At 75.7% G+C, this 22,955-nt stretch carries 18 protein-coding genes and 1 riboswitch; of the genes, 6 read left to right on the top strand and 12 right to left on the bottom strand.

Features of this window, described 5'->3' with window-relative positions; translation table 11 throughout:
• Window positions 1-234: 234 nt before the first annotated feature.
• Window positions 235-2,043 (top strand): DEAD/DEAH box helicase, encoded by a 1,809-nt coding sequence (locus BM414_RS02545; RefSeq protein WP_093577914.1) that lies wholly within the window; start codon window positions 235-237, stop codon window positions 2,041-2,043.
• A 133-nt stretch (window positions 2,044-2,176) separates the two neighbouring features.
• Here BM414_RS02545 and BM414_RS02540 read toward each other — a convergent pair whose 3' ends face one another.
• Window positions 2,177-5,167: a helix-turn-helix transcriptional regulator gene (locus BM414_RS02540; RefSeq protein ID WP_245784416.1), complete on the bottom strand. Its 2,991-nt coding sequence runs from the start codon at window positions 5,165-5,167 to the stop codon at window positions 2,177-2,179.
• Window positions 5,164-5,295, bottom strand: coding sequence for a hypothetical protein (locus BM414_RS31265; protein ID WP_281246704.1), 132 nt, complete (start codon window positions 5,293-5,295; stop codon window positions 5,164-5,166). Before BM414_RS31265 ends, BM414_RS02540 begins: the two co-directional genes overlap by 4 nt.
• Before the next feature lie 176 nt (window positions 5,296-5,471).
• Here BM414_RS31265 and BM414_RS02535 point away from each other — a divergent pair, with 176 nt between their 5' ends.
• Window positions 5,472-6,866, top strand: coding sequence for a glucose-6-phosphate dehydrogenase (locus tag BM414_RS02535; RefSeq protein ID WP_093577817.1), 1,395 nt, complete (start codon window positions 5,472-5,474; stop codon window positions 6,864-6,866).
• Window positions 6,867-7,055: 189 nt separating this feature from the next.
• Here BM414_RS02535 and BM414_RS02530 read toward each other — a convergent pair whose 3' ends face one another.
• Window positions 7,056-7,889 (bottom strand): LURP-one-related family protein, encoded by an 834-nt coding sequence (locus tag BM414_RS02530; protein ID WP_093577816.1) that lies wholly within the window; start codon window positions 7,887-7,889, stop codon window positions 7,056-7,058.
• A gap of 47 nt (window positions 7,890-7,936) precedes the next feature.
• On the opposite strand from BM414_RS02530, the gene BM414_RS02525 reads away from it, so the two are divergent.
• Together BM414_RS02525 and BM414_RS02520 are read left to right on the top strand one after the other, a co-directional pair.
• Window positions 7,937-9,208, top strand: a complete 1,272-nt coding sequence (locus tag BM414_RS02525; RefSeq protein WP_093577815.1) for an ArgE/DapE family deacylase — start codon at window positions 7,937-7,939, stop codon at window positions 9,206-9,208.
• On the top strand, window positions 9,205-9,828 hold the full coding sequence (locus tag BM414_RS02520) for an HD domain-containing protein (protein ID WP_093577814.1): 624 nt from the start codon (window positions 9,205-9,207) through the stop codon (window positions 9,826-9,828). Before BM414_RS02525 ends, BM414_RS02520 begins: the two co-directional genes overlap by 4 nt.
• Here the strand turns inward: BM414_RS02520 and BM414_RS02515 are convergent.
• Window positions 9,788-10,075, bottom strand: coding sequence for a DUF4031 domain-containing protein (locus tag BM414_RS02515; RefSeq protein WP_093577813.1), 288 nt, complete (start codon window positions 10,073-10,075; stop codon window positions 9,788-9,790). The two genes, BM414_RS02520 and BM414_RS02515, sit on opposite strands and share 41 nt — an antisense overlap.
• 37 nt (window positions 10,076-10,112) lie before the next feature.
• Between BM414_RS02515 and BM414_RS02510 the strand changes: the two genes are divergently transcribed.
• The gene (locus tag BM414_RS02510; protein WP_093577812.1) at window positions 10,113-11,114 is read left to right on the top strand and encodes a Gfo/Idh/MocA family protein; all 1,002 of its coding nucleotides are present in this window, start codon (window positions 10,113-10,115) and stop codon (window positions 11,112-11,114) included.
• 719 nt (window positions 11,115-11,833) lie between these two features.
• On the opposite strand, the gene BM414_RS02500 is transcribed toward BM414_RS02510, so the two are convergent.
• The 5 genes from BM414_RS02500 to thrC form a co-directional block, all read right to left on the bottom strand.
• The gene (locus BM414_RS02500) at window positions 11,834-12,619 is read right to left on the bottom strand and encodes a DUF72 domain-containing protein (protein WP_093577810.1); all 786 of its coding nucleotides are present in this window, start codon (window positions 12,617-12,619) and stop codon (window positions 11,834-11,836) included.
• Between the two features lie 328 nt (window positions 12,620-12,947).
• Window positions 12,948-14,576 (bottom strand): chaperonin GroEL, encoded by a 1,629-nt coding sequence (groL, locus tag BM414_RS02495; protein ID WP_093577809.1) that lies wholly within the window; start codon window positions 14,574-14,576, stop codon window positions 12,948-12,950.
• 210 nt (window positions 14,577-14,786) lie between these two features.
• Window positions 14,787-14,939 (bottom strand): hypothetical protein, encoded by a 153-nt coding sequence (locus BM414_RS29025; protein ID WP_175551384.1) that lies wholly within the window; start codon window positions 14,937-14,939, stop codon window positions 14,787-14,789.
• A 16-nt stretch (window positions 14,940-14,955) separates the two neighbouring features.
• A complete protein-coding gene (locus BM414_RS02490; RefSeq protein ID WP_093577808.1) occupies window positions 14,956-15,156 on the bottom strand; it encodes a cold-shock protein in 201 nt (66 codons plus the stop codon).
• A gap of 208 nt (window positions 15,157-15,364) precedes the next feature.
• Entirely contained in the window at window positions 15,365-16,684 is a 1,320-nt protein-coding gene (gene thrC / locus BM414_RS02485; RefSeq protein WP_217644483.1) for a threonine synthase, read from the bottom strand.
• Between the two features lie 12 nt (window positions 16,685-16,696).
• Window positions 16,697-16,820, bottom strand: a riboswitch (SAM riboswitch).
• A 61-nt stretch (window positions 16,821-16,881) separates the two neighbouring features.
• On the opposite strand from thrC, the gene BM414_RS02480 reads away from it, so the two are divergent.
• Window positions 16,882-17,703, top strand: a complete 822-nt coding sequence (locus BM414_RS02480) for an HAD family hydrolase (RefSeq protein WP_093577912.1) — start codon at window positions 16,882-16,884, stop codon at window positions 17,701-17,703.
• Here the strand turns inward: BM414_RS02480 and BM414_RS02475 are convergent.
• From BM414_RS02475 to BM414_RS02465, 3 genes are all read right to left on the bottom strand, one after another.
• Window positions 17,700-18,575, bottom strand: a complete 876-nt coding sequence (locus BM414_RS02475) for an ABC transporter permease (RefSeq protein ID WP_093577807.1) — start codon at window positions 18,573-18,575, stop codon at window positions 17,700-17,702. The genes BM414_RS02480 and BM414_RS02475 overlap by 4 nt on opposite strands.
• On the bottom strand, window positions 18,572-21,508 hold the full coding sequence (locus BM414_RS02470) for an alpha/beta fold hydrolase (protein ID WP_245784415.1): 2,937 nt from the start codon (window positions 21,506-21,508) through the stop codon (window positions 18,572-18,574). Before BM414_RS02470 ends, BM414_RS02475 begins: the two co-directional genes overlap by 4 nt.
• A gap of 98 nt (window positions 21,509-21,606) precedes the next feature.
• Complete coding sequence (locus tag BM414_RS02465; protein ID WP_139245696.1) at window positions 21,607-22,869, bottom strand: LytR C-terminal domain-containing protein; 1,263 nt, start codon at window positions 22,867-22,869, stop codon at window positions 21,607-21,609.
• Window positions 22,870-22,955: the final 86 nt, after the last annotated feature.

Raw genomic sequence — 22,955 nt, 5'->3', positions numbered from 1 at the left:
GCCTGGTCGAGGAGCCGTCGCCAGGCTAGCGCCGCACCCGGTGCGGATGGGACGGCCGGGACGCGACGGACCGGTCCCCCCGCGGTGTGAGGCGTGCCACGTCCGCGCGGAGCTCGCAGGGAAAGCGCAGGTCAGCGCGGTGCGCAGTGCCGCGTATACGACGGGTCCCGGTGGGCGCGCGGGAGGTGGCCGGTTGGGCGTGTCCCCTCCGGCGCAGGCAGGATGGTCCGCGAGATGGCGAGTGCAGCACGGGCCGGGGCGGTCGCCCCGCAGACGACCAGCCGACCGCTCCGGGCATGGCAGCAGGCCGCCCTCGAGCGCTACGAGGAGTCCCGGCCGAAGGACTTCCTGGTCACCGCGACCCCCGGCGCCGGCAAGACGACGTTCGCCCTGACCCTCGCCTCGCGGCTGCTGCAGCGGCGCGAGGTGGCCCGCGTGATCGTCGTCTGCCCGACCGACCACCTGCGGCTGCAGTGGGCCGACGCCGCCGACCGGGTGGGCATCGTGCTCGACCCCGGCCTGACCAACGCCGTGGGCCCGGTGCGCGCCGGCACCCAGGGTTACGTGACCACGTACGCGCAGGTCGCCGGCAAGCCGATGCTGCACGCCGCCCGCGCCACCGCCGTCAAGACACTGGTCATCCTCGACGAGGTCCACCACGCCGGGGACGGCCTGTCGTGGGGCGAGGCGATCGAGGAGGCCTACGGCTTCGCCGCCCGCCGGCTGTGCCTGACCGGGACACCGTTCCGCACCAAGGCCGACGAGCGGATCCCCTTCGTGCGCTACGAGGAGGACGGTTTCGAGGGTGACGGCGGAGAGGCCGGCGCGGGGCTGGTCAGCCGCGCCGACTACACCTACGGCTACAAGGAGGCCCTGGCCGACAGCGTCGTCCGCCCGGTCGTCTTCGCCGCCTACACCGGCACCGCGCGCTGGCGGAACTCCGCCGGCGAGGTGGTGGCCGCCTCGCTGTCGGAGGCCGGCACCCGCTCGGTCGAGATGGCGGCCTGGCGCACCGCGCTGGACCCGAAGGGCCAGTGGGTGCCGCACGTCATCGCGGCGATGGACGAGCGGATCACCCACCTGCGCGAGAACGGCATGGCCGACGCCGCGGGGCTGGTGCTGGCCAGCGACCAGGACGACGCCCGCGCCTACGCCCGCATCGTCAAGCGCATCACCGGCAAGGCGCCCGAGCTCATCCTGTCCGACGACCCCAAGGCGTCGAAGAAGATCGAGCGGTTCGCCACCGGGTCGGCGCGGATCGCCGTCTGCGTGCGGATGATCTCCGAGGGCGTCGACGTCCCCCGCGCCGCCGTCCTCGCGTGGATGACCTCCTACCGGACGCCGCTGTTCTTCGCCCAGGCCGTCGGCCGTGTCGTCCGCTCGCGGGCGCCGCACGAGACGGCCACCGTGTTCCTCCCCGCCGTCCGGCCGCTGCTCGGCCTGGCCGCGTCGATGGAGAAGGAACGCAACCACGTCATGCCGCCGCCCAAGGCGCAGGACCCCGAGGCGCTCGACCTCGACCCGCTGCCGCCGAAGGAGCGCGAGGCGGTGGGTCTCAAGCAGTGGGAGGCGCTGGAGGCCGACGCCCGGTTCGCGCACGTGCTGCACGGCGGGACGGCGCACACCGGCGACGGGTCGGGTGGGCCGGCTGAGGGCATGGCCGCCGCGCCCCTCGGGGACGAGGAGGAGGACTTCCTCGGCATCCCCGGCCTGCTCACCCCCGAGCAGACGGCGTCGCTGCTGGCCAGGCGGGACGACGAGCTGCGGGTGCGCATCGCCCAGCGGGTGCACGACGAGGACACCGGCGAGCTGCCGGTCGTCGAGGACCACCCCGAGGAGGACGACGCCGGCCGCTCCTGGCGCGACGTCGCCGAGCTGCGCCGGGAGATCAACCGCCTGGTCAGCCGGGTGTCGGCGAAGACGTCGACGCCGCACGCGGTGGTGCACACCCAGCTGCGCCAGCACGTGCCCGGGCCGCCGTCTGCCTCGGCGTCGGTCGACGTCCTGCGCGCCCGCCGCGAGCGCCTCCGCACCATGCTCTGAGGCCGGACGAGGTCCCCGGTCCCCGCTGCGGCGCCGACCGGGCACATCCCCGCGGCGATCACGGAGCCGCCGCGGCGACACGCCGTTCCGCGTCGGCGTGTTGCTGTCGGGCCTCCATGATCACCGCGAGTGTCTAGCCCGTGGGCAGGAGGCCCCTCGACGCGGCCAGGGCGACGGCCTCGGTGCGCGAGCCGGCGCCGAGCTTGGCCAGGATGTTGCTCACGTGCACGCTGGCGGTCTTCTCGCTGATGTAGAGCTCGCTGCCGATCTGCCGGTTGGTGCGACCGCGGGCGAGCAGCGCCAGCACCTCGGCCTCGCGCGGGGTGAACACCGCCGCGGTCTCCACCACCCGCCCGGTGCCCGGCAGCTCCAGCCGTGCCCGGCGGGCCAGCGCGGTGACCGCACCCAGCAGCGGCGCGGCCCCCAGCTCCCGCGCGGTCCCGGCCGCGGCGGTCAGCGGCGCGAGGGCGGCGTCCCGGTCGCCGGTGGCGACGAGCGCCTCGGCCAGCCGCCACCGGCTGCGCGCCTGCTCGTAGGCGTGGCCGTAGCCGAACGCGTCGACGACGGCCGCCCACAGCTCCGGGTCCGCGCGCCCGGCCAGCCGGGCGGCCTCCGCCTCCAGCCGCGCCAGCCACGCGGTGGCCTCGATCCCGTGCCCGCCGAAGACGCGCGTGTGGTCGGCGACCGCGTCCCGGGCCAGCCCGGCCACCGACTCCCCCGCATCGGCCCACCGGCGCTCCGCGTCGGCGTCCCCGGTCAGCCGGGCGGTCGCCGCCGCGTCGGCGACGGCGGCCATCGCCATGGCCCCCAGCCGCAGGACGGCGAGCCGGCTGGCGCCCCACAGCCGTTCCAGCGTCTCCGCGGCCTCCTGCGTCCGGGCGACCGCGGTGTCGGCGTCGCCTGCCCACGCGGCCAGGTCGATCTCGGCACCCGCGGTGGCCAGCAGCAGGAGCACGTGCGCGTCGAGCCGCTCGACCAGCCCGCGCGCCCAGGCGACCCGCTCGGCCACCGACGGGTCGCCGCGGCCGACCTGCACCAGCAGACCCGCCGCCCGCACGTGCGCGGCCATCTCCGGCACCCGCGCCAGCCGGTCGGCCAGCGCCAGGCTGCCGTCCCAGTCGCCCATCACGTACCGGGAGACGACACCGAGGTGCCGCAGCTCCGCGGCGTAGAACGACCACTCGACGCCCAGGGCACGGGCCCGCTCCAGGCCCACGTCGCTCCACCGCAGCGTCTCGGCCGACTGCCCGGCCTCCCAGGCGACGGTCGCGAGGTTGAACAGCACCCGCATCTCGACGTCGGCGTCGCCGGACCGGCGCGCGCGGGCCAGCGCCTCCTCCAGCCGGGGGCGCGTCGCGGCCGGGTCGCCACCCTCGACGGCCTGCGACCGCACCAGCGTCACCGCGACGTCGGCCCAGGCGCTGTCCAGGCCCAGCGCGTCGGCGGCGGCGAGGGCCTCCTCGGCGGCGGCGTCCCCGTCCGCCCGGCGCTCCAGGTCGTAGCAGGCGCGGGCGTGGGTGGCCGCCGCCCAGGTGCGCACCGGCGAGGGCGGCGCGGCCGGCACCAGCTCCATCGCCGCGGTGCTCTCGCGCAACGCGGACGCCTGGTCCTCGATGCGGGCCAGCACCTGCGCCAGCGTGTAGTGCACCCGCGCGCGGAGTTCGGGGTCGCCCTCGGCGCCGAGGAGGTCCTGCGCCGAGCGCAGCAGCGCGACCGCGCGGTGCAGCTCGCCGCCGCGGCGCGCGGCGGCCGCGGTGTCCAGCAGCAGCTCGGCCTGCCCGCGCCCGGCCCGCTCCGCGGCGTCGGGCACCGCCGGCCACAGCGCCAGCACCGTCTCCAGGTGCTGCAGCCACTCGGCCGGGGCGCCCACGCAGCGGGCGGCGTCGGCAGCCTCGAGGGAGGCCGACAGCGCGCCGGCCAGGTCGTGGCTCTCGCGCAGGTGGTGGGCCCGCTCGGCCGCGGTGCCCGCCGTCGGCTCGGCCGCCAGGTGCCCGGCGACGGCGGCGTGCAGCCGCACCCGCTCGCCGGGGAGCAGGTCGGCGAGGACCGCCTCGCGCACCAGCGCGTGCCGGAAGCGGTAGGCGCCGTCGGGGTCGACGACGAGCAGGTGGGAGTGCACGGCCTCGGCCAGCGCGGCGTCGAGGTCGCCCTCGGCCGACGGCCAGACCACCGCCGCCACGAGCTCGTGCCGAACCCGGCGCCCGGCGACCGCGGCCACCCGGAGCACCTGCTGCGCGGCCGGGGTCAGCTGCTCGACCCGTGCCAGCAGCACGTCGGTGAGCCCGAGGGGCAGCGTCTCCCCCGCGAGCCCCGCGGCCAGCAGCTCCTCGGCGTAGAAGGCGTTGCCCTCGGCGCGGGCCACGACGTCGTCGACCGTGCGGTCGGCCACCCCGGTGGCCAGGCCGCGGACCAGCTGCTCCACCTGCGCGTCGGGCAGCGGGCCCAGGTCGAGGCGCTCCACGCCGGGCAGCCGGACCAGCTCGGCCAGCAGCGGGCGCAGCGGGTGGCGCCGGTGCAGGTCGTCGGAGCGGTAGGAGGCGACGACGGCGACCGGCTCGTCGGCCAGCCGGGCCAGCAGGTAGCGCAGCAGGTCGCGGCTGGACCGGTCGGCCCAGTGCAGGTCCTCGAGCACCACCAGCAGCGGGGCGTCCGCCGCCAGCTCGGCCAGCGCCGCGGCGACCGCCTCGAACAGCTGCAGCCGGCCGTCGTCGACCGGTGGGCGCAGGGAACGGACCGGGCTGCCCAGGTCGGCGGCGTCCGGCTCGCGCGCGGCGGCCGACCGGGCCGCGAACAGGCCGGCCGCCCCGTCGCCGAGCTCGGCGGCGACGGGGCGGAGGAGGTCGACGAAGGGCAGGTAGGGCAGGCCGACCTCGCCGAGGTCGACGCAGTGCCCGGCGAGCACCCGCAGGCCGCGGCCGGAGGCGCGCGCGGCGAGCTCGTCGAGCAGGCGGGACTTGCCGACGCCGGCGTCACCGGCGACGAGCACGGCCGAGCCGCGGCCGGCCGCGGCCCGGTCGACGGCGGCCAGGAGGGTGGCCAGCTCGCCGGCCCTCCCCACCAGGGGTCGCTCGTCCCACCTCGGCACGGCGCCGATCGTGGCACGGGCCACCGACGGTGCCGTCACCCGCGGGACCAGCGGGACCGCCACGATCCACGGCGGGTGTGGGTGCGGGTGCCGCGGCCGATCGCCTGCAGGACCTCGCGCCGGTAGGCGAGCTCGGCCTCGAGTCCGGGGTTGGGGTAGGTGTGCACGATCGTCTCCTCGTGTCGTCGTCCGGTGTCGACGACCACGCTCGTGCTGAGGCCCGGGCCCGGGCATCGGTCGTCCGCGCAGTCCTGGGCGCACCCCCGGCGTCTGAGGGCCCCTCAGGGACACCTCAGACGCGCTGCGCGCTTGCCGACCACTCCATCGGGGAAGGGCCGGGGTCATGGCCGACCTGCCCCCGACCGTCTTCGTCCTCTTCGGCGCGACGGGCGACCTCGCCGCGCGCATGGTCCTGCCGGCCTTCGACGTCCTGCACCGGCGCGGCCTGCTGCCGCCCGACTGGCGCCTGGTCGGCAGCGGGCGCGGCGACCGCTCCGACGACGACTTCCGCGACCTGGTCCGCGACGCCCTGTCCCAGCACGGCGACGGCGAGCCGGCCGAGGGCCTCTCCGAGCGGCTGCGCTTCGCCGGCGGCGGCTTCACCCCCGACGACCCCGGGCAGCTGGCCGACGCCGTGGCGGGCGCCCGCGAGGAACTCGGCGAGGACGCCCAGCTCGTGCACTACCTCGCCGTCCCGCCCGGCGCGTTCGAGGGCATCACCCGGGGACTGGACGCCCACGACCTGGCCAAGGGCGCCCGCGTCGTCTTCGAGAAGCCGTACGGCACCTCTCCCGACGACTTCCGCGAGCTCGACGAGCTGGTGCACTCGGTGCTCGACGAGGACCAGGTCTTCCGCATCGACCACTTCCTCGGCAAGGAGGCCACGCAGGACCTGCACGTCCTGCGGTTCGCCAACGGGCTGTTCGAGTCGGTGTGGAGCCGCGAGCACGTGGCACAGGTGCAGGTCGACGTCCCCGAGACCCTCGACGTCGCCGACCGCGCCGACTTCTACGACGCCACCGGCGCCACCCTCGACATGCTGGTCACACACCTGTTCCAGGTGGCCGCCGAGGTGGCGATGGAGCCGCCGGTGTCCCTGACGCCGGGAGACCTGCAGGAGGCGCGCGAGGCGGTGCTGGCGGCGTTCCGGCCCCTGGCCCGCGAGGACGTCGTCCTCGGGCAGTTCAGCGGCTACCGGGACCTCGACGACGTCGCCGACGACAGCACCACCGACACGTTCGTGGCCGCGCGGCTGTGGGTCGACACCGACCGGTGGCGCGGCGTGCCGTTCCTGCTGCGCACCGGCAAGCGGATGGCCGTGAGCCAGCAGCGGGTGACGCTGGTGATGCGCCGCCCCGAGGGCCCGGTGGGCACGCTGCCGGGCGGGGGCAACACCGTCTCGCTGTCGCTGTCTGGTTCCGGCGCGCTGGACCTCGGGCTGGTGGCCAAGCGACCGGGCCCGGGCCTGGAGCTCGCCGTCGCCGGGGCCTCACTGGACCTGGCCGCGGTCCCGGGCGGGGACCCGCTGCCGCCCTACGCCTCGCTGCTGCTCGACGTGCTGACCGGCGACCGGTCGCTGTTCACCACCAGCGCCGGGCTCGAGCACGCCTGGCGGGCGGTGCGGCCGGTGCTCGAGGACCGGCCGGAGGTGCGCCCCTACGAGCCGGGCTCCTGGGGGCCGGAGGAGGCGACGGCGCTCGCCGCCCCGTGCGGCTGGGCCGTGGGGTCGGGCGGCTGAGAGGAGGGTCCGGACCGGGCGCTGGTCGCCTCGCGGCGAGAAGCACGACGCGGCTCCAGACCCCCGACCGAGATCGGAGCGGTGGTCCGCGAAGGCGGTATCCAATTGGCACCCGGGGACACAGATCGCCCGGTCCGGACACCCATGACGTTACCCCCGTCCCGGCGCGCACACACCGGGACACGGCCACTATCCGAGGCCGCGCGCGTCCTGCTTGAGCGCCGTGTCGACGGTCAGCGCCGAGGCCAGCACCAGGCTCGCCAGCGGCTCGGGCAGCCGCGCGTGCACGCGGACGACGTAGCGGTCGGCGGTGGTGAACAGCGTCCGCGCCAGGCCCTCCCACGTCTTGGTGATGCGGGCGACCTCGGTCCCCACGGAGTCGGTGATGGAGAAGTCCCAGGCCCGCCAGTTCTCCGCCTGGATCGCGCCGGCCGGCTGACCGCCGACGACGAGGTCGAAGCGGATCCGGCCGAAGACGTTGGCCTGGACGATCTCGCCCACCGGCGCGCCCTCGGGCGTCTCGACGACGACCCGCGACTTGACCAGCTTGGCCGGGCGGGTCAGGACGAGGACCGGCCCGTGCGCGTCACGCACCTCGAGGCGGTGGGTGAGGTACTGGTCGAGGCTGCTGACGAAGCGGACGACCTTCTTCGCCGTCGACTGACCGACCTCGACGACCGCGCCGATCTGCACCTCGTGGGCGTCGAGCACGGCGTACTCGTTGGTGAGCTCGACGAGCTTGGTCTTCTGGTTGACCAGCAGGACCGGCTGGTCGTGCAGGACCGAGCGCCGCGGGGTGGCACCGTACTGCTGCTGCCCGCCGTACTGCTGCTGCCCGTACTGCTGCTGCGCCCCGTACTGCTGCCCGTACTGCTGCTGCACCGGCGGGGCCTGCGCGGGGGCGGGCTGCGGGGTGGGCGGCTGCTGCACGTGCTCGGTCCAGGTCCGGCCGTCCCACCAGCGGGAACCGCCGCTGCCGGCGGGGTCGGGGTACCACCCGGGCGGCGGGGAGGGCTGTGTCACGGCGGCGACGGTAACCGCCGGCGCCGTGCGTGCCAGACTGCCGAGCCGTGGCCGACCTGACCCGCACCGAGGCCGCCGTGCTCGACGCCGTGGACGAGGCCGCCGCGGTCGGCCTGCTCTGCCGGCTGGTCGCCGTGCCCTCCGTCGGCGGCACGGCGGCCGAGAGCGAGGTGCAGGCCCTGGTCGCCGGCGAGCTGGACGCGCTGGGCTGCGACGTCGACCGCTGGGCCATCGACCTCGAGGCCGCCGCCACCGCACCGGACGCGCCCGGCCAGGAGGTCGAGCGCGAGGAGGCGCTGGGGATCGTCGGCACGCTCCCCGGCCGCGAGGACGGCGACCCGGCGCTGGTGCTGTGCGGGCACACCGACGTCGTCCCCACCGGCGACCGCGCGCTGTGGGCCGGCGACCCGTTCACCCCCCGCCTGGACGGCGGCGCGGTGCACGGCCGCGGCACCTGCGACATGAAGGGCGGCCTGGTCTCGGCGCTCGCCGCGCTGGCCGCCGTCCGGGCCGCGGGTGTGCGGTTGCGCCGGCCGGTGGCGCTGCACAGCGTCGTCGGCGAGGAGGACGGCGGGCTGGGCGCGTGGGCGACCCTGGCCCGCGGGCACCGCGGCGACGCCTGCGTCATTCCCGAGCCCACCGACGGCGCCGTCGTCACCGCCGCGGCCGGCGCGCTCACCTTCCGGCTCGAGGTGACCGGGCACGCGGCCCACGCGGCGATGCGCGACCGCGGCGTGAGCGCGGTCGAGCTGTTCGCGCGAGCCCACGCGGACCTGCGCGCGTTCGAGGCCGAGCGGCAGCGCGACGCCGACCCGCGCTTCGCCGGCGAGCGGTACCCGTTCGGGCTGTCGATCGGCACGGTGCACGCCGGCGACTGGGCGTCGTCGGTGCCCGACCGGCTGGTGGCCGAGGGCCGCTACGGCGTGCGCCTGGGCGAGCCGGTCGAGGTCGCCCGCGCGGCGTTCGAGGCCCGTGTCGCCGCGTTCTGCGCCGGGGACCCGTGGCTGGCCGCGCACCCGGTGCGGGTGACCTGGACCGGCGGCGCCTTCGCCAGCGGGCAGCTGCCGCCGGCGCACGACCTGCTCGGTCAGGTCCGCGACGCCGTCGTCGAGGCGGGCGGGGCACCGCCGCCGGAGCGGGCGGTGGCGGCCGGCACCGACCTGCGCCTCTACGCCGCCGCCGGGATCCCGGCGCTGCACCTGGGCCCGGGCGACCTGCACCTGGCGCACGGCCCGGCCGAGCGGGTGCCGGTGGCCGAGGTGACCGCCGTGGCCCGCACGCTGGCGCTGCTGGTCCTGCGCCGCTGCGGGGTCGCGTGACCGGCATCGGCTTCGAGGCCTTCGCCGCGCTGGCCGGCGACTCCCCCACCGCGCGCACCGAGTGGGCGGCCGTCCTCGCCGCGTGGAGCGAGCCGCACCGCCGCTACCACGACCTGCACCACCTGGCCGCCGTCCTGGGGCTGGCCGGAGAGCTGGGCCGGTCCGCTCCCGACCCGGCCGCCGTGGCGCTGGCCGCCTGGTACCACGACGTCGTCTACGACCCGCGCCGCGGCGACAACGAGCAGGTCAGTGCCGAGCGGGCGCGCGCCGGGCTGACCGGCCTCGTGCCGCCCGCACGGCTCGACGAGGTGGTCCGGCTGGTGTTGCTGACCGCCGGCCACGACGCCGCGCCGGACGACGGGAACGGCGCCGTCCTCTGCGACGCCGACCTCGCGGTGCTGGCCGGGCCGCCGGAGGCCTACGCCGCGTACGCCTCCGCCGTCCGCGAGGAGTACGGACACCTGTCCGACGAGGTGTTCACCGCGGGCCGGATCGCGGTCCTCGAGTCCCTGCTCGCCCTGCCCGCGCTCTACCGGCTGCCCGCGACGGCGGACTGGGAACCGCGGGCGCGGGCCAACATCACCGCGGAGATCGGCCTGCTGCGCGGTCGCGCTTCCTGAGCCGCAGGCCCGCCGCCATCAGCCGGGCCAGCAGCTCGCGGGCGCCCACCGGCTGCGCGCCGGCGGCCACGGCGACGTCGTAGAGGTCCTCGGGGACGTCGTAGTGGTCGCCCTGGAACGCCCGGCGCGGGATGCCGAGCTCGGCGGCGACGAAGGCGTGCAGCTCCTCGTAGGACACGTCGCTGACCAGGTGCGACCACCGGCGCCCCCGCCAGGGCCAGACGGGGCTGTCGATCAGCACGGCCACGGAGTGCAGTCTGCCCGGGCCCGTTAGCGTCGTCGCCGTGAGTCAGGAGATCCGCTGGGGCATCGTCGGACCGGGGCGCATCGCGCAGAGCGTGATGGGCGACTTCGCGCACGTCGAGGGAGCCCGGCCGGTGGCCGTCGCGTCGCGCTCGGCCGACCGGGCGCAGGCCTTCGCGCAGCAGCACGGGCTCGAGCGGGCGTATGGCTCGTACGCGGAGGTCCTCGCCGACCCGGACGTCGACGTCCTCTACCTCGCCACGCCGCACCCGCAGCACCACGCGATCGCGCTGGCCGCCATCGAGGCCGGCAAGGCGCTGCTGGTCGAGAAGGCGTTCACCGCGACGACGGCCGGCGCCCAGGAGGTGGTGAGGGCGGCCCGCGGGGCCGGCGTCTTCGTCATGGAGGCGATGTGGACGCGCTTCCAGCCCGCCGTCGTCGCGCTGCGGGAGCTCGTCGCCGACGGCGCCATCGGCGAGGTGCGGTCGGTGCAGGCCGACCTCGGCGTCGACCGCGTCTACGACCCCGACGACCGGTTGTTCGCCCTCGAGCTCGGCGGCGGCGCGCTGCTCGACCTCGGCGTCTACGTCGTCTCCTTCGCCCAGATGGTGCTCGGCACGCCCGACACGGTCACCGCCGCGGGCTCCACCTACCCCACCGGCGCCGACGCCGAGGCGGCCGTCCTGCTCGGCTGGGACGACGGCCGCTCGGCCACGCTGACGACGTCGCTGCGCTACCCGACGCCCGGCCAGGCGCGGGTGTTCGGCACGGGTGGCTGGATCGACGTCCTCCCCCGCTTCCACCACCCGGCCACGATCGTGCTGCACCGCACCGGCGCCGAGCCCGAGGAGATCACCCGCCCGGCGTCCGGCGTGGGCTACTCGCACGAGCTGGCCGAGGTCACGCGGTGCCTGCAGGAGGGACGCACCGAGAGCGAGGTCATGCCGCTGGCCGACACGCTCGCCGTCCAGGACGTCCTGGGTCAGGCGGCTGCGCAGCTCGGCGTCCACCACCGCGAGGACCCGCACGTCCTCTCTGCTTGACGGTTCACGTTCTCGGGTCGACTGCCGACGACACCTGCATGCCGCTGCTGACCGGGCTCACCGCCGCGCTCGCGAGAATCACGTCCGCCTCCGCCGTGACGTAGGCCACGGCGGGGTGGGCATCGCCGTCGCGGGCGTCAGGGGCGCGGGCGCCGGCGGGGTCCTGCCCGGTCCGGTGCAGGACGGCGTCGCGGTCGTCCTGGAGTCGGTGACGCCGTTCGACCTGCCGGACTCCGCTGACGACGCCGCCCCCCGCGTCAGCTCCGACACGCCGGCCCCCAGCTCCACCCCGGCCTCCCCCACGCCCACCTCCGCCGCACCGACTCCGTCCGGGCCGACCTCCGACGCCGCGGACGACAGCGACCCGACGGGCGCACCCGACGACTCCGACACCGCCGTCCCGACCCGCACCCCGCCGCAACGGGAACTCCAGAGCCGACCCCGCGGCCGACGGGCACGGGCAGCGCTCTCTGGCGTCGGCGACCTCGGGCTCCGGCTCCGGGCGGGACCACCCCGAGGACGACGCCACGCCCTCCGCCGCGTCGCCGAGCCCGGACGACGACGAGACCGACGACTCGGGCCGCGACCCGGCGAGCGACCTCGACGACTCCGGCTCCCACTCCGGTCACCACACCGACGACGACTCCGACGAGGACCACAGCGGGTCCGGGCACGGCGGGTCGGGCTCCTCGGGCCACGGCGGCCGGGACGACTGACCCTCAGGCCGCCGCCCAGGCCGCGCCGGTCGCCTCCTCCGGCGTGGGCACCCGGGTGGGCGTGCGTCCGGCCCGCCGCACGGCACCGGCCAGGGCGACGGCGTCGACCACCGCAGCGCCGCCGGGGTCGTTGTTGAGGTAGACGAACACGTCCTCGTCGTCGGCGTAGGTGGCCGCCAGCCGCTGGGCCCACTCCTCGAGCACGGCGGGCGGGTAGCCCCACCCCTCGGCGCCGGTGTGCAGCCGCAGGTAGCCCCAGCCGGTGGTCCGCCACAGCGGCGTCACCGGCCGCTCGGCGCGGTCGGCCCAGCACAGCGCGGCGCCGTAGCGCTCGAGCAGCCCCCGCACCTCGTCGGTCTCCCAGGTCGGGTGACGGGGCTCGACGGCCACGCGCACGCCGGGCGGGAAGCAGGCGAGGCAGTCGCGCAGCAGACCGGTGTCGGCCTTGAGCGTGGGCGGCAGCTGCAGCAGGACGACGTCGAGCCGGTCGCCGAGCCCCTCGGCGTGCTGCACCAGCCGGGCCACCGGCTCCTCGGGCTCGCGCAGCCGCTTGACGTGGGTGAGGAACCGGCTGGCCTTGACCGCCCAGCGGTAGTCCGGCGGGGTCCGCTCGCGCCAGGCGGCGAAGGTGTCCCGCGCGGGCAGCCGGTAGAAGGCGGCGTTGCTCTCGACGGTGGCGAAGTGCTGTGCGTGGTGCTCGAGCCACAGCCGCTGCGGCATGCGCTGGGGGTAGAAGCGGCCGCGCCAGTCGCGGTACTGCCACCCTGACGTCCCGATCACCACGGCCACGCCGACGGCCTACCCTGCGCCGTCATGGCCGACGCCCCCGCCCGCTTCGAGGACGTCTGCATCGACGCCCGCGACCACCAGGCGCCGGCCGCCGCAGTGACCGGGCCGACGAGTACAGGGCAGTCGTCGTCCGTGGGCCGCGGGGAACGGCAGCTTCCCCGCAGTCGCGGTGCCGAGCACACGGTGAGCGCCCCCTCCCGGCGGCGGAGGGGGCGCTGCACGTGTGCTCGGGCGCGGCCGGACCCACGGACGCCGACAGGGGCGGCCCCGCGATGCGGGACCGCCCCTGCCGGGCAGTGCTGGTGCTACCGGACGGCAGCGGCGGGACTCAGAAGTCCATGCCGCCCATGCCGCCGTCGCCACCCGGCATGGCCGGAGCGGACTTCTCCGGCTTGTCGGCGATGACGGCCTCGGTGGTGAGGAAGAGCGCCGCGATGGAGGCGGCGTTCTGCAGCGCCGAGCGGGTGACCTTGGCCGGGTCGATGATGCCGGCCGCGACCAGGTCCACGTACTCGCCGGTGGCGGCGTTGAGGCCGAAGCCCACCTCGGAGTTGCGGACCTTCTCCGCCACGACGCCGCCCTCGAGGCCGGCGTTGATGGCGATCTGCTTCAGCGGCGCCTCGAGCGCGACGCGCACGATGTTGGCACCGGTCGCCTCGTCACCCTCGAGCTCGAGCTTGTCGAACGCGACGGCGGTGGCCTGCGCGAGAGCGACGCCACCACCGGCGACGATGCCCTCCTCGACGGCGGCCTTGGCGTTGCGCACCGCGTCCTCGATGCGGTGCTTGCGCTCCTTGAGCTCGACCTCGGTCGCGGCGCCGGCCTTGATGACGGCGACGCCACCGGCCAGCTTGGCCAGGCGCTCCTGCAGCTTCTCGCGGTCGTAGTCGGAGTCCGACTTCTCGATCTCGGCGCGGATCTGGTTCACCCGGCCGGAGATCTGGTCGCTGTCACCGGCGCCCTCGACGATCGTCGTCTCGTCCTTGGTGACGACGACCTTGCGGGCGCGGCCGAGCAGGGAGACGTCGGCGGTGTCGAGCTTGAGGCCGACCTCCTCGCTGATGACCTGGCCACCGGTGAGGATGGCGATGTCGGTCAGCATGGCCTTGCGGCGGTCGCCGAAGCCGGGGGCCTTGACGGCCAGCGACTTGAAGGTGCCGCGGATCTTGTTCACGACCAGGGTCGCCAGGGCCTCGCCCTCGACGTCCTCGGCGATGATGGCCAGCGGCTTGCCCGACTGCATGACCTTCTCCAGCAGCGGGAGCAGGTCCTTGACCGAGCTGATCTTCGAGTTGACGACGAGCACGTACGGGTCGTCGAGGACGGCCTCCATGCGCTCGGCGTCAGTGACGAAGTAGGGCGAGATGTAGCCCTTGTCGAAGCGCATGCCCTCGGTGAGCTCGAGCTCGAGGCCGAAGGTGTTGCTCTCCTCGACGGTGATGACGCCTTCCTTGCCGACCTTGTCCATCGCCTCGGCGATGAGCTCGCCGATGGCCGGGTCGGCGGCGGAGATCGACGCGGTGGCGGCGATCTGCTCCTTGGTCTCGACGTCCTTGGCGGTCGAGAGGAGGTACTCGGTGACCGAGGCGACGGCCTTCTCGATGCCCTTCTTCAGGGCCATCGGGTTGGCGCCGGCGGCGACGTTGCGCAGACCCTCGCGCACGAGCGCCTGGGCGAGCACGGTGGCGGTGGTGGTGCCGTCACCCGCGACGTCGTCGGTCTTCTTGGCGACCTCCTTGACCAGCTCGGCGCCGATCTTCTCCCAGGGGTCCTCGAGCTCGATCTCCTTGGCGATGCTCACACCGTCGTTGGTGATGGTGGGAGCGCCCCACTTCTTCTCGAGGACGACGTTGCGGCCCTTGGGGCCGAGCGTCACCTTGACGGCGTCGGCGAGGGTGTTCATGCCCCGCTCGAGGCCGCGGCGCGCCTCTTCCTCGAAGGCGATCATCTTGGCCATGTGGTGATGTCCTCCATGCATGGATCGCTGCACGGCCGGGACCGGCGCCCGCGACGGACGACACCAGCGCGGCGGGCGCCCTTGTGGCCCGCGCTCCAGTGCCTCACCGTTCCGACCTGATTGGCACTCGGCACTGTCGAGTGCCAATCCGAAGTCTGGCACTCGCCCCTGCCGAGTGCAAGAACGGGGGGTGCCACGCGGCTGTTCCCGTCAGTCGTCGATGACGGCGAGGAGGGCCGCGACGAGCGCGCCGAACGCGGTCACCGGGACCAGCAGCGCCGGTGCCCAGCGGAGCGGCGGTCGCCGGGGCTCACCGGGGACGGCGACGGCCCGGCTCCCGCGCGGGGAACCGGGCCGTGGCACGGAGGAGCTGAGGGGATCAGGCGACGCGGACGCCGTCGGCCTGCGGGCCCTTCTCGCCCTGGACGACCTCGAAGGAGACCCGCTGGCCCTCGTCGAGGCTCTTGTAGCCGTCCATCTGGATGGCCGAGTAGTGGACGAAGACGTCCTGGCCGCCGTCGACGGCGATGAAGCCGAAGCCCTTCTCGGCGTTGAACCACTTCACGGTGCCCTGTGCCACGTGTGCTCCCACGTTTCGTGCGTGCGGACGACCCCCGTGATCCGGGGACCGGGGTACAGCTCTTCCGCCCGTCGGACACGTGCGTGGAACTGACGACCGCGCGAGACGGTACAACAGGGACACCGCCGTGGGGAGATCCTCACCACACGACTCGGGGACGACCGGGCCGGGATGTCACCCGCCGGATCGACGTCGCCGAGCCTACGCCTCAGCCGATGAGGCCCGCCGCCCTGGCCGACCGCAGCGACGGCTCCACCCGATGGGTCGGGCCGACGACCGGCTCGAGGGGGTCCAGGGTCTTGAGGCCCTCGCCGGTGTTGAGGACGACCGTCTCCTTCGTGGGGTCGAGCCTCCCGTCCTCGACGAGCTGCCGCAGCACGGCCACGGTCACGCCGCCCGCGGTCTCGGCGAAGACGCCGGTGGTGCGGGCGAGGTCGCGGATGCCCTGCACGATCGCGTCGTCGCCGACCCGGCCGACGGCGCCGCCGGTGCGGCGGATGGCGTCGAGCGCGTAGGGGCCGTCGGCGGGGTTGCCGATGTTCAGCGACTTGGCGATCCCGGTGGGCTTGACCGGCTTGACGACGTCCCAGCCGTTGTCGAAGGCGGTGGCGATCGGGTCGCAGCCGGCCGACTGGGCGCCGAAGACCCGCCACCCGGTGTCCTCGACGATCCCGGCGGCGGCCAGCTCCCGCCAGGCCTTGTCCACCTTGGTGAGCAGCGAGCCCGACGCCATGGGGATGACCACCTGGGCCGGGATCCGCCAGCCGAGCTGCTCGGCGATCTCGTAGCCCATCGTCTTGGAGCCCTCGGCGTAGTAGGGCCGCACGTTCTGGTTGACGAAGGCGGTGTCCTCGAACTCGTCGGTCTCGGCGAGCTCGCTGGTCAGCCGGTTGACGTCGTCGTAGGACCCGTCGACGGCGACCAGCGTCTGGCCGTACACCGCCGACTGCACGACCTTGCCGGGCTCGAGGTCGGCCGGGATGAAGACGAAGGACGGGATGCCGACGCGGGCGGCGTGCGCGGCCACCGAGTTGGCCAGGTTGCCGGTGGAGGCCGCGGCGATCTTGCGGTAGCCCAGGCCCCGGGCCGCGGTGGCGGCGAGGCTGACCACGCGGTCCTTGAACGAGTGGGTGGGGTTGGCCGAGTCGTCCTTGACCCACAGCCCCCCGGTGATGCGGAGCTCGGCGGCCAGCCGGTCGGCGCGCACCAGCGGCGTCATGCCCGGGTCGAGCGAGACGCGGTCGGCGGGGTCCTGGCCCACCGGCAGCAGGGCGGCGTAGCGCCAGATGTTCTGCGGGCCGGCCTCGATCTGCTCGCGGGTGACCGCGCGCATGCGCTGGGGGTCGTAGTCGACCTCCAGCGGGCCGAAGCACTGCGCGCAGGCGTGCTCGGCGATCAGGCCGAAGGTGGCGCCGCAGTTGCGACACACGAGGCCGCGGGCGGGGCACGGCGGGACCGGGCCGCCGGCAGCGGAGTCGGCCTGGAGCGCTGGGCTGGTCGGGTTGGAGCCGGGAGCGGTCAGGGTCATGCGACGACTACCTCCTCATCTTCCCCGCGTCGGGCCGTCGAGCCGCGCGGGACGGAATTGGCACCTCTCGCCGCTCGCGCGAGCGCGGTTGCCGGGGCTTCACCGGGCCGTGTCCCTCTGCCCCTCTGGATGAGTGGAACGGTCGCGACTCTACCCGGCTGCCCGAGCCGCTCCGGGCTCCGGCCATGCTGACGCCCGTGGCAGCACGCATCGTCTACACCGACCTCGACGGCACGATGGTCGGCCCGCGGGGGTCGTTCTGGCACACCGCCGACGGCTCCCCGACCGCCGAGCCCGCCGCGGCCCTGCTCGAGCTGCACACCGCCGGCGTCGCGCTGGTGATCGTCAGCGGCCGCACGGTCGACCAGGTCACCGAGGCGGGGCGGATCTTCGCCGCCGACGGCGCGATCGCCGAGCTGGGGTCGCTGGTGACGTGGAAGGGCGGCCGCGCGCGGCACGGGCTGACCGGCGACCTGCCCGGGGAGTACGCCGGGCGCACGCCGATGGACGTGATGGCCGAGCTCGGCGTCGTCGAGGCGCTGACCGCCGCCCACCCCGGCCGGCTGGAGTGGCACGCGCCCTGGCACACCACCCACTCCGGCGACGCGCTGCTGCGCGGGTTCGTCGACCCGCTCGCCGTCGACGCGTGGCTGGCCGAGCGCGACCTGGGCTGGCTGACGCTCAAGGACAACGGCGCCATCCCCGCGTCGGCGCGGCTGGACCTGGCGCCCGAGGGCCAGCTGGCGCGGGTCTACCACCTCATGCCGCGCGGCATCACCAAGGGCGCGGCGATCGCCTGGGACCTCGAGCGGCGCGGGGTCGACCCCGCCGACGCCGTCGCGATCGGCGACAGCGCCAGCGACCTGGAGATGGCGCCCGCCGTCGGCCGGCTGTGGATCACCGCCAACGGCGCCGGGGTCGACGGCATGGCCGGGCTGCTGGCCGCCGTCCCTAACGTGTCGGTGACCGACGAGCCGATGGGCGTCGGCTGGGCCCAGGCGGTGCGCGCCAGCCTCTAACTGGTGACGTCGCGGCGGGCGAAGTGCCGGAAGCCCAGCGCGGTGAAGACGGCGGCGTAGACCAGCGACTGGACGACGCCGCGGAACAGGTCGGAGGAGTCGACCGGCGTCTGCAGCAGGTCGGTCCAGGCGAACTCCTCGGCGGTGGGGAACCAGTCGCGCAGGGACCCCAGCTGCTCGACCTGGTCGAGGATCGCGAAGACGACCATCGAGAAAACCGCCCCGCCGACGGCGGCCAGCGGCGCGTCGGTGATCGTGGACAGCCAGAACGCCAGCGTGCCCACGACGAGCAGGTGGACGGCGAGGTAGCCGAGCATCCCGGCCAGCCGCAGCAGTCCCTCGCCCTGCGAGAGCGTGACCCCGATCGGCGTCTGGATGTCGTCGAAGCCGAAGGCGATGCCGCCGGCGACCACCGCCACGGCGGCGAGGGTGAGCAGCGCGCCGACCGACTGGACCAGTGCCGCGGCCCACTTCTGCCGGAGCAGCCGCATCCGGGGCACCGGCGTGGCCAGCGTGTAGCGCAGCGACCCCCACGCCGCCTCGCTGGCCACCGTGTCACCGAAGAACAGCGCGTAGACCACGACGAGGAAGAACGTCGTCGTCGCGAAGAGGACGAACAGGGTGAAGTTCAGCCCGCTGGAGGTGGCGACGTCGACCAGGTTGATCCGGCCGTTGGTCTGCGCCTCCTCGCTGGCGCCGAGCCGCAGCGCGGCGATGAGGACCAGCGGTAGCGCCGCCATCGCCACGTAGACGCCGATCGTGCGGCGCCGCTTGAACTGCCGGCGCAGCTCCACCGACAGCCGCAGCGTGCGCTCGGGCCGGTAGCCGGCGACGGCGCCGGTCGGCTGGACGTGCGGTTCGGTTGCGGTCACGACTCCCCCACCAAGGCCAGGAACGCGTCCTCCAGGCGGCGGCGCGGTGTGAACTGGTCGACGGCGACCCCGGCGGTCACCAGCGCCTGCAGCGCCGTGGCCCGCGAGGTCCGCGGACCGAGGTCGGCGACCAGGCCGTCGTCGGTGTGCTCGACGGTGACGCCCGGCAGCCCGGTCAGCACGGCGGCCGCGCGGTCGGTCTCGGCGTCGTCGGCCAGGCCCACCAGGACCGCACCGCCGGCACCCACGATCTCGTCGACCGTCCCCTGCGCGATCTTCTGGCCCCGCGCCATGACGACGACGTGGGTGCAGGTCTGCTCGATCTCGCTGAGCAGGTGGCTGGAGACGATCACCGTGCGGCCGGTGGCGGCGTAGGAGCGCAGCACCTCGCGCATGGCGTGGATCTGCGGCGGGTCCAGCCCGTTGGTCGGCTCGTCGAGGACCAGCAGGTCGGGCAGCCCGAGCATGGCCTGGGCGATCGCCACCCGCTGGCGCATGCCCTGGCTGTAGCGGCGCACCGGGCGGTCGAGGGCGGCACCGAGGCCGGCGACCTCGATCGCCTCCTCCATGTGCGCGTCCTCGGCCGGGCGGCCGGTGGCGGCCCAGTACAGGCGCAGGTTGTCGCGGCCGGACAGGTGCGGCTGCAGGCCGGTGCCCTCGACGAACGAGCCCAGCCGGGAGAGCACCGGCGCGCCGGGCCGGACCTCGTGGCCGAACACGGTGATCCGCCCCGAGTTCGGCTTGATGAGGCCCATGAGCATCCGCAGCGAGGTCGTCTTGCCCGCGCCGTTGGGGCCGAGCAGGCCGAGCACCTGGCCGCGGCGGACCTCGAAGGACAGGTCGCGGACGGCGACGAAGCCGTCCTTGTAGGCCTTGGTGATGCCCTCGAAGCGCAGCGGGACGTCCTCGCCGTCGGGCTCGACGGCCGAGGTGACCCGGCGTGCGCGGCGGCCCCAGAGGACCGCCGCGAGCCGGCCCAGCAGGCCGAGCACGACGAGGGCACCGAGCAGCCACCACCAGCGGGAGGTGCCGCCGGTGGCCTGGGTCTGCCCCTCGACGGTGGGCACCGCCAGCGCGGTGCCGCCGTTGCCGGCCCCGGCGAGGGCGACGGAGTAGACGGTGGCCTCGGCCGGCAGCGCGAAGGCCTGGTCGGTCGAGGAGACGACGACGCGCATCGTGTGCCCGGCCTCGAACCGGTGCACGATCGCCGGCAGCGTGACCGCGACCTCGGTCGGCGCGGCCGGGTCCGCCGACAGGCCGGTCAGCGCCAGCGGGGCGACCAGGCCGCCGGGCAGCGTCTGCGCGCCGTCGGGGCCGACGTCGTACAACTTGGCGAACAGCGTGGCGCTGCCCGAGGGCGAGGCGACGGCGAGCCCGACGGTCGGTGCGCCGACCACCTCGACGGCCGCGTCGAGCGGCTCGCTGGTGAACGCGGCGAACTGGCCGGGGATCTCCACCGTGGTCCCGCCGAGCGCCGAGGCCAGCGCGCCCAGGCCCGGGACCGTGGTGATGGCGGCCGGAGTGCCGCCGGCGGGGGTGACCACCGGCTGGGTCGGGCCGGCGAGGGCCATGCTCTCCCGCTGGACCGGCCGGTCGCCGTCGAGACCGGGGTAGGCGTCGGCGAGCACGCTCTGGGTGCCGCCCTGCACACTGCCGAGCCCGCTGCCCAGGCCGGTGGGCGCCGGGTACTCGAACCCGGTGCCGGGGTCCTCGCCGCGGGCGGGGTCGCCCTCGTCGCGCAGGTGCCAGTCGAACCAGCCGGCGACCGCGTCGCGCAGGTCGGCGGTCTCCCACTCGGAGGCCTGGGAGTCGTGCCCGCCCGCGTACCAGAGCACCTTGACGTCGGTGCCGTTCGCGGCGATGCCGCGGGCGTTGGCGTCGGCCTGGCCGAGGCCGAACAGCGAGTCCTCGGTGCCCTGGACCAGCAGGGTCGGGGCGGTGATCCGGTCGAGGACGGCGGCGGGGCTGCTGCGGTCGAGCACCGCGGCCACCTCGGGCGTGAGCGTGCCGGAGGCCGCGGCGGACTGGTAGGCGGCACAGATGTCGGCGCGGAACCGGCCGCAGGTCAGCGCCTGCTCCACCACGGCGGGGTCCACCGACGCCGGGTCGAACGGGAGGGTCGGCGCGGCGTTGCCGGACGCCGGGGCCGCGCCGCCGGAGCCGGAGTCGCTGCCGGAGTCCTCGCCGTCCTCCGCCTCGGCCGCTCCCCCGCCGCCGAGCGCGTCGAGCAGGCCGCCGGTGGGGACCGAGCCGACGCCGAAGAACAGCCCGGCCCACAGCCGCTTGTAGACGCCGCTGTCGGTGGCCTGCGCCGTGGCGGCGGGTGTGGCGTCGTCGGGGGTGCCGGACTGGGAGGGGAAGAGCGCGGCGGTCAGGGAGTTCCAGGTGATCTGCGGCGCGATCGCGTCGACCCGGTCGTCGTAGGCCGCGGCCAGCAGCGAGAGCGCCCCGCCGTACGAGGCGCCGGCCACGCCCACCCGCGGGTCGCCGTCGCCGTCGAGGAGGACGTCGTCGCGCTCGGCCAGCAGGTCGAGCAGCGTAGAGAGGTCGGCCACCTCGTAGCGCGGGTCGTCCAGGCCGATCTGGCCGGTGCTCGCCCCGAAGCCGCGCGCGGAGTACGTGAGGACGACGTAGCCGCGGTCGGCCAGGTCACGGGCGTCGTCGGCGACCGACTGCTTGCTGCCGCCGAAGCCGTGCGCGAGCACCACCGCCGGCGCAGGGGCGTCGGCCGTGGCCGAGGCCGGCCGGTAGAGCGTGGTGTCGAGCTCGACGGCGTCGCCACCGGAGCCGGAGGGGACCCGGGCCTCCTCGGTCGCCACGTCCTCGGCCGCGGCAGCCGTCGCCGGAGAGGCACCGACGAGCGTGCCGGTGAACAGGAGGGCGAGCAGGGCGCCGAGCGCCGCGCGGGCGCCGGAGCGCGGGCGAGGTGTCACGGGCCCGCGGACGGGACGCACGCTGCGGCCAACGGACGGTGTCGCGCAGGTGTTCCGGGACGGTCCCGTCGGCGTGGCGCCGGCGGCGGGAGGAAGGGCTACAGCTCGCCGGTGACGACGACGACCAGGCCGGGGTCGGCCACGTCCGGCACGTCGAAGAAGCGGGCCGCCGGGCCGGTGGTGATGCTCGGGAAGACGTCCATGAGCTGCAGGGCCGACAGCCGCTGGGCCTCGTCGCCCGGGTCGAAGTAGACGGTCGTCGCCGCGACGTCGCCGCCGTCGTAGGTCCCGATGCCGGCCGAGGTCCAGCCCTCGGCGTCGAAGGCGGCGGCCACCTCGGCGGCCAGCCCGCTGGTGCCCGTGGCGTTGAGCACGGTCACCGGCACGCGGACCGGGGTGCCGGACGCCTCCTCGACCGGGGGCAGCGGCTCGGCCGACAGCGGGGGCAGCGGACCGGTCGAGGGGGCCACCGAGGCCGGCGCCGACGTCTGCGGGGTCGGGTCCTGCGTCGACCCGGCCTCCTGCGCCGCCGGGGAGGTGAAGCTGTAGACGCCCAGCACGACCAGCGCGATCACGACGACGGCGAGCATCGCCAGCCCGCGGCGGCGGCGCGGGGGGGCGTCGTCGCCCTCGGCCGCACGGAGCGCGGCGCGGGAGACCCCGGCCCGGCGCGCGGCCTTGCGGCGCTCGACCTCCATCGCCTGGCGCTCGGCCTCGCGCGCCGCGCGCTCGGCGCGCATCGCGGCCCGGTTGCCCACGACCCCGGTGGAACCGGTGTCGTGCCCGGTCTCGGGCTCGGCGTCCCGCTCGTCGCGTGTCCCGCGTCGCGCGGCCACCTCGCGGTCGGGGATCGCCTCGGTGGGCGGTGCGACGGGGGCGCGGGCCGGCTCCCTCTCGCGGACCACCTCGCGGTCGGGGATCGCCTCGGTGGGCGGGGCCGCCGGTGTGGCGGTGCCGGCGCCGGAGGGGCGGGTCCAGTCGCGGTAGCCGTCCGCGCCGTCGGCCTCCGGGTGCGTGGGGGTGACCGGCGACGCGGGAGCGTCCGGTGCGGCCTTCGGCGCCGTCGTCCGGCCGCGGGCCGGCGGGCGGGCCGGCTGGTCCCACGGGTCCAGCGGCGGGGAGGCCGGCTCGGCGGCGTCGGCCAGGGGCGTCGGGACCGCCTGGAACGGCGCGACCGTCGTCTCGGGGGCGGCGGGTCGGGCCGGCGGCTGCGCTGCGGGCCGCGCGACGACCGGCGACTGGGCGGTCGGCGGCTCGGCGGCGGGACGTCGGACCTGCGGCTGGGCCACCGGACGCCGCCCCGCGGGAGCCCGGACGGCCGGCGGCCGGACGAACGACGGCTGCACGGGCGGTGGCTGCACGGGCGGTGGCTGCACGGGCAGTGGCTGCGGTGCCGGCTGGGCCACCTGCGGTGGGGAGGCGGGGAGGGAGACGCGACGCGGCGGCG

This window comes from Geodermatophilus amargosae, from assembly GCF_900116515.1.
Classification (GTDB): Bacteria; Actinomycetota; Actinomycetes; order Mycobacteriales; family Geodermatophilaceae; genus Geodermatophilus; species Geodermatophilus amargosae.
This window is presented reverse-complemented; position numbering and strand designations above follow the sequence as displayed.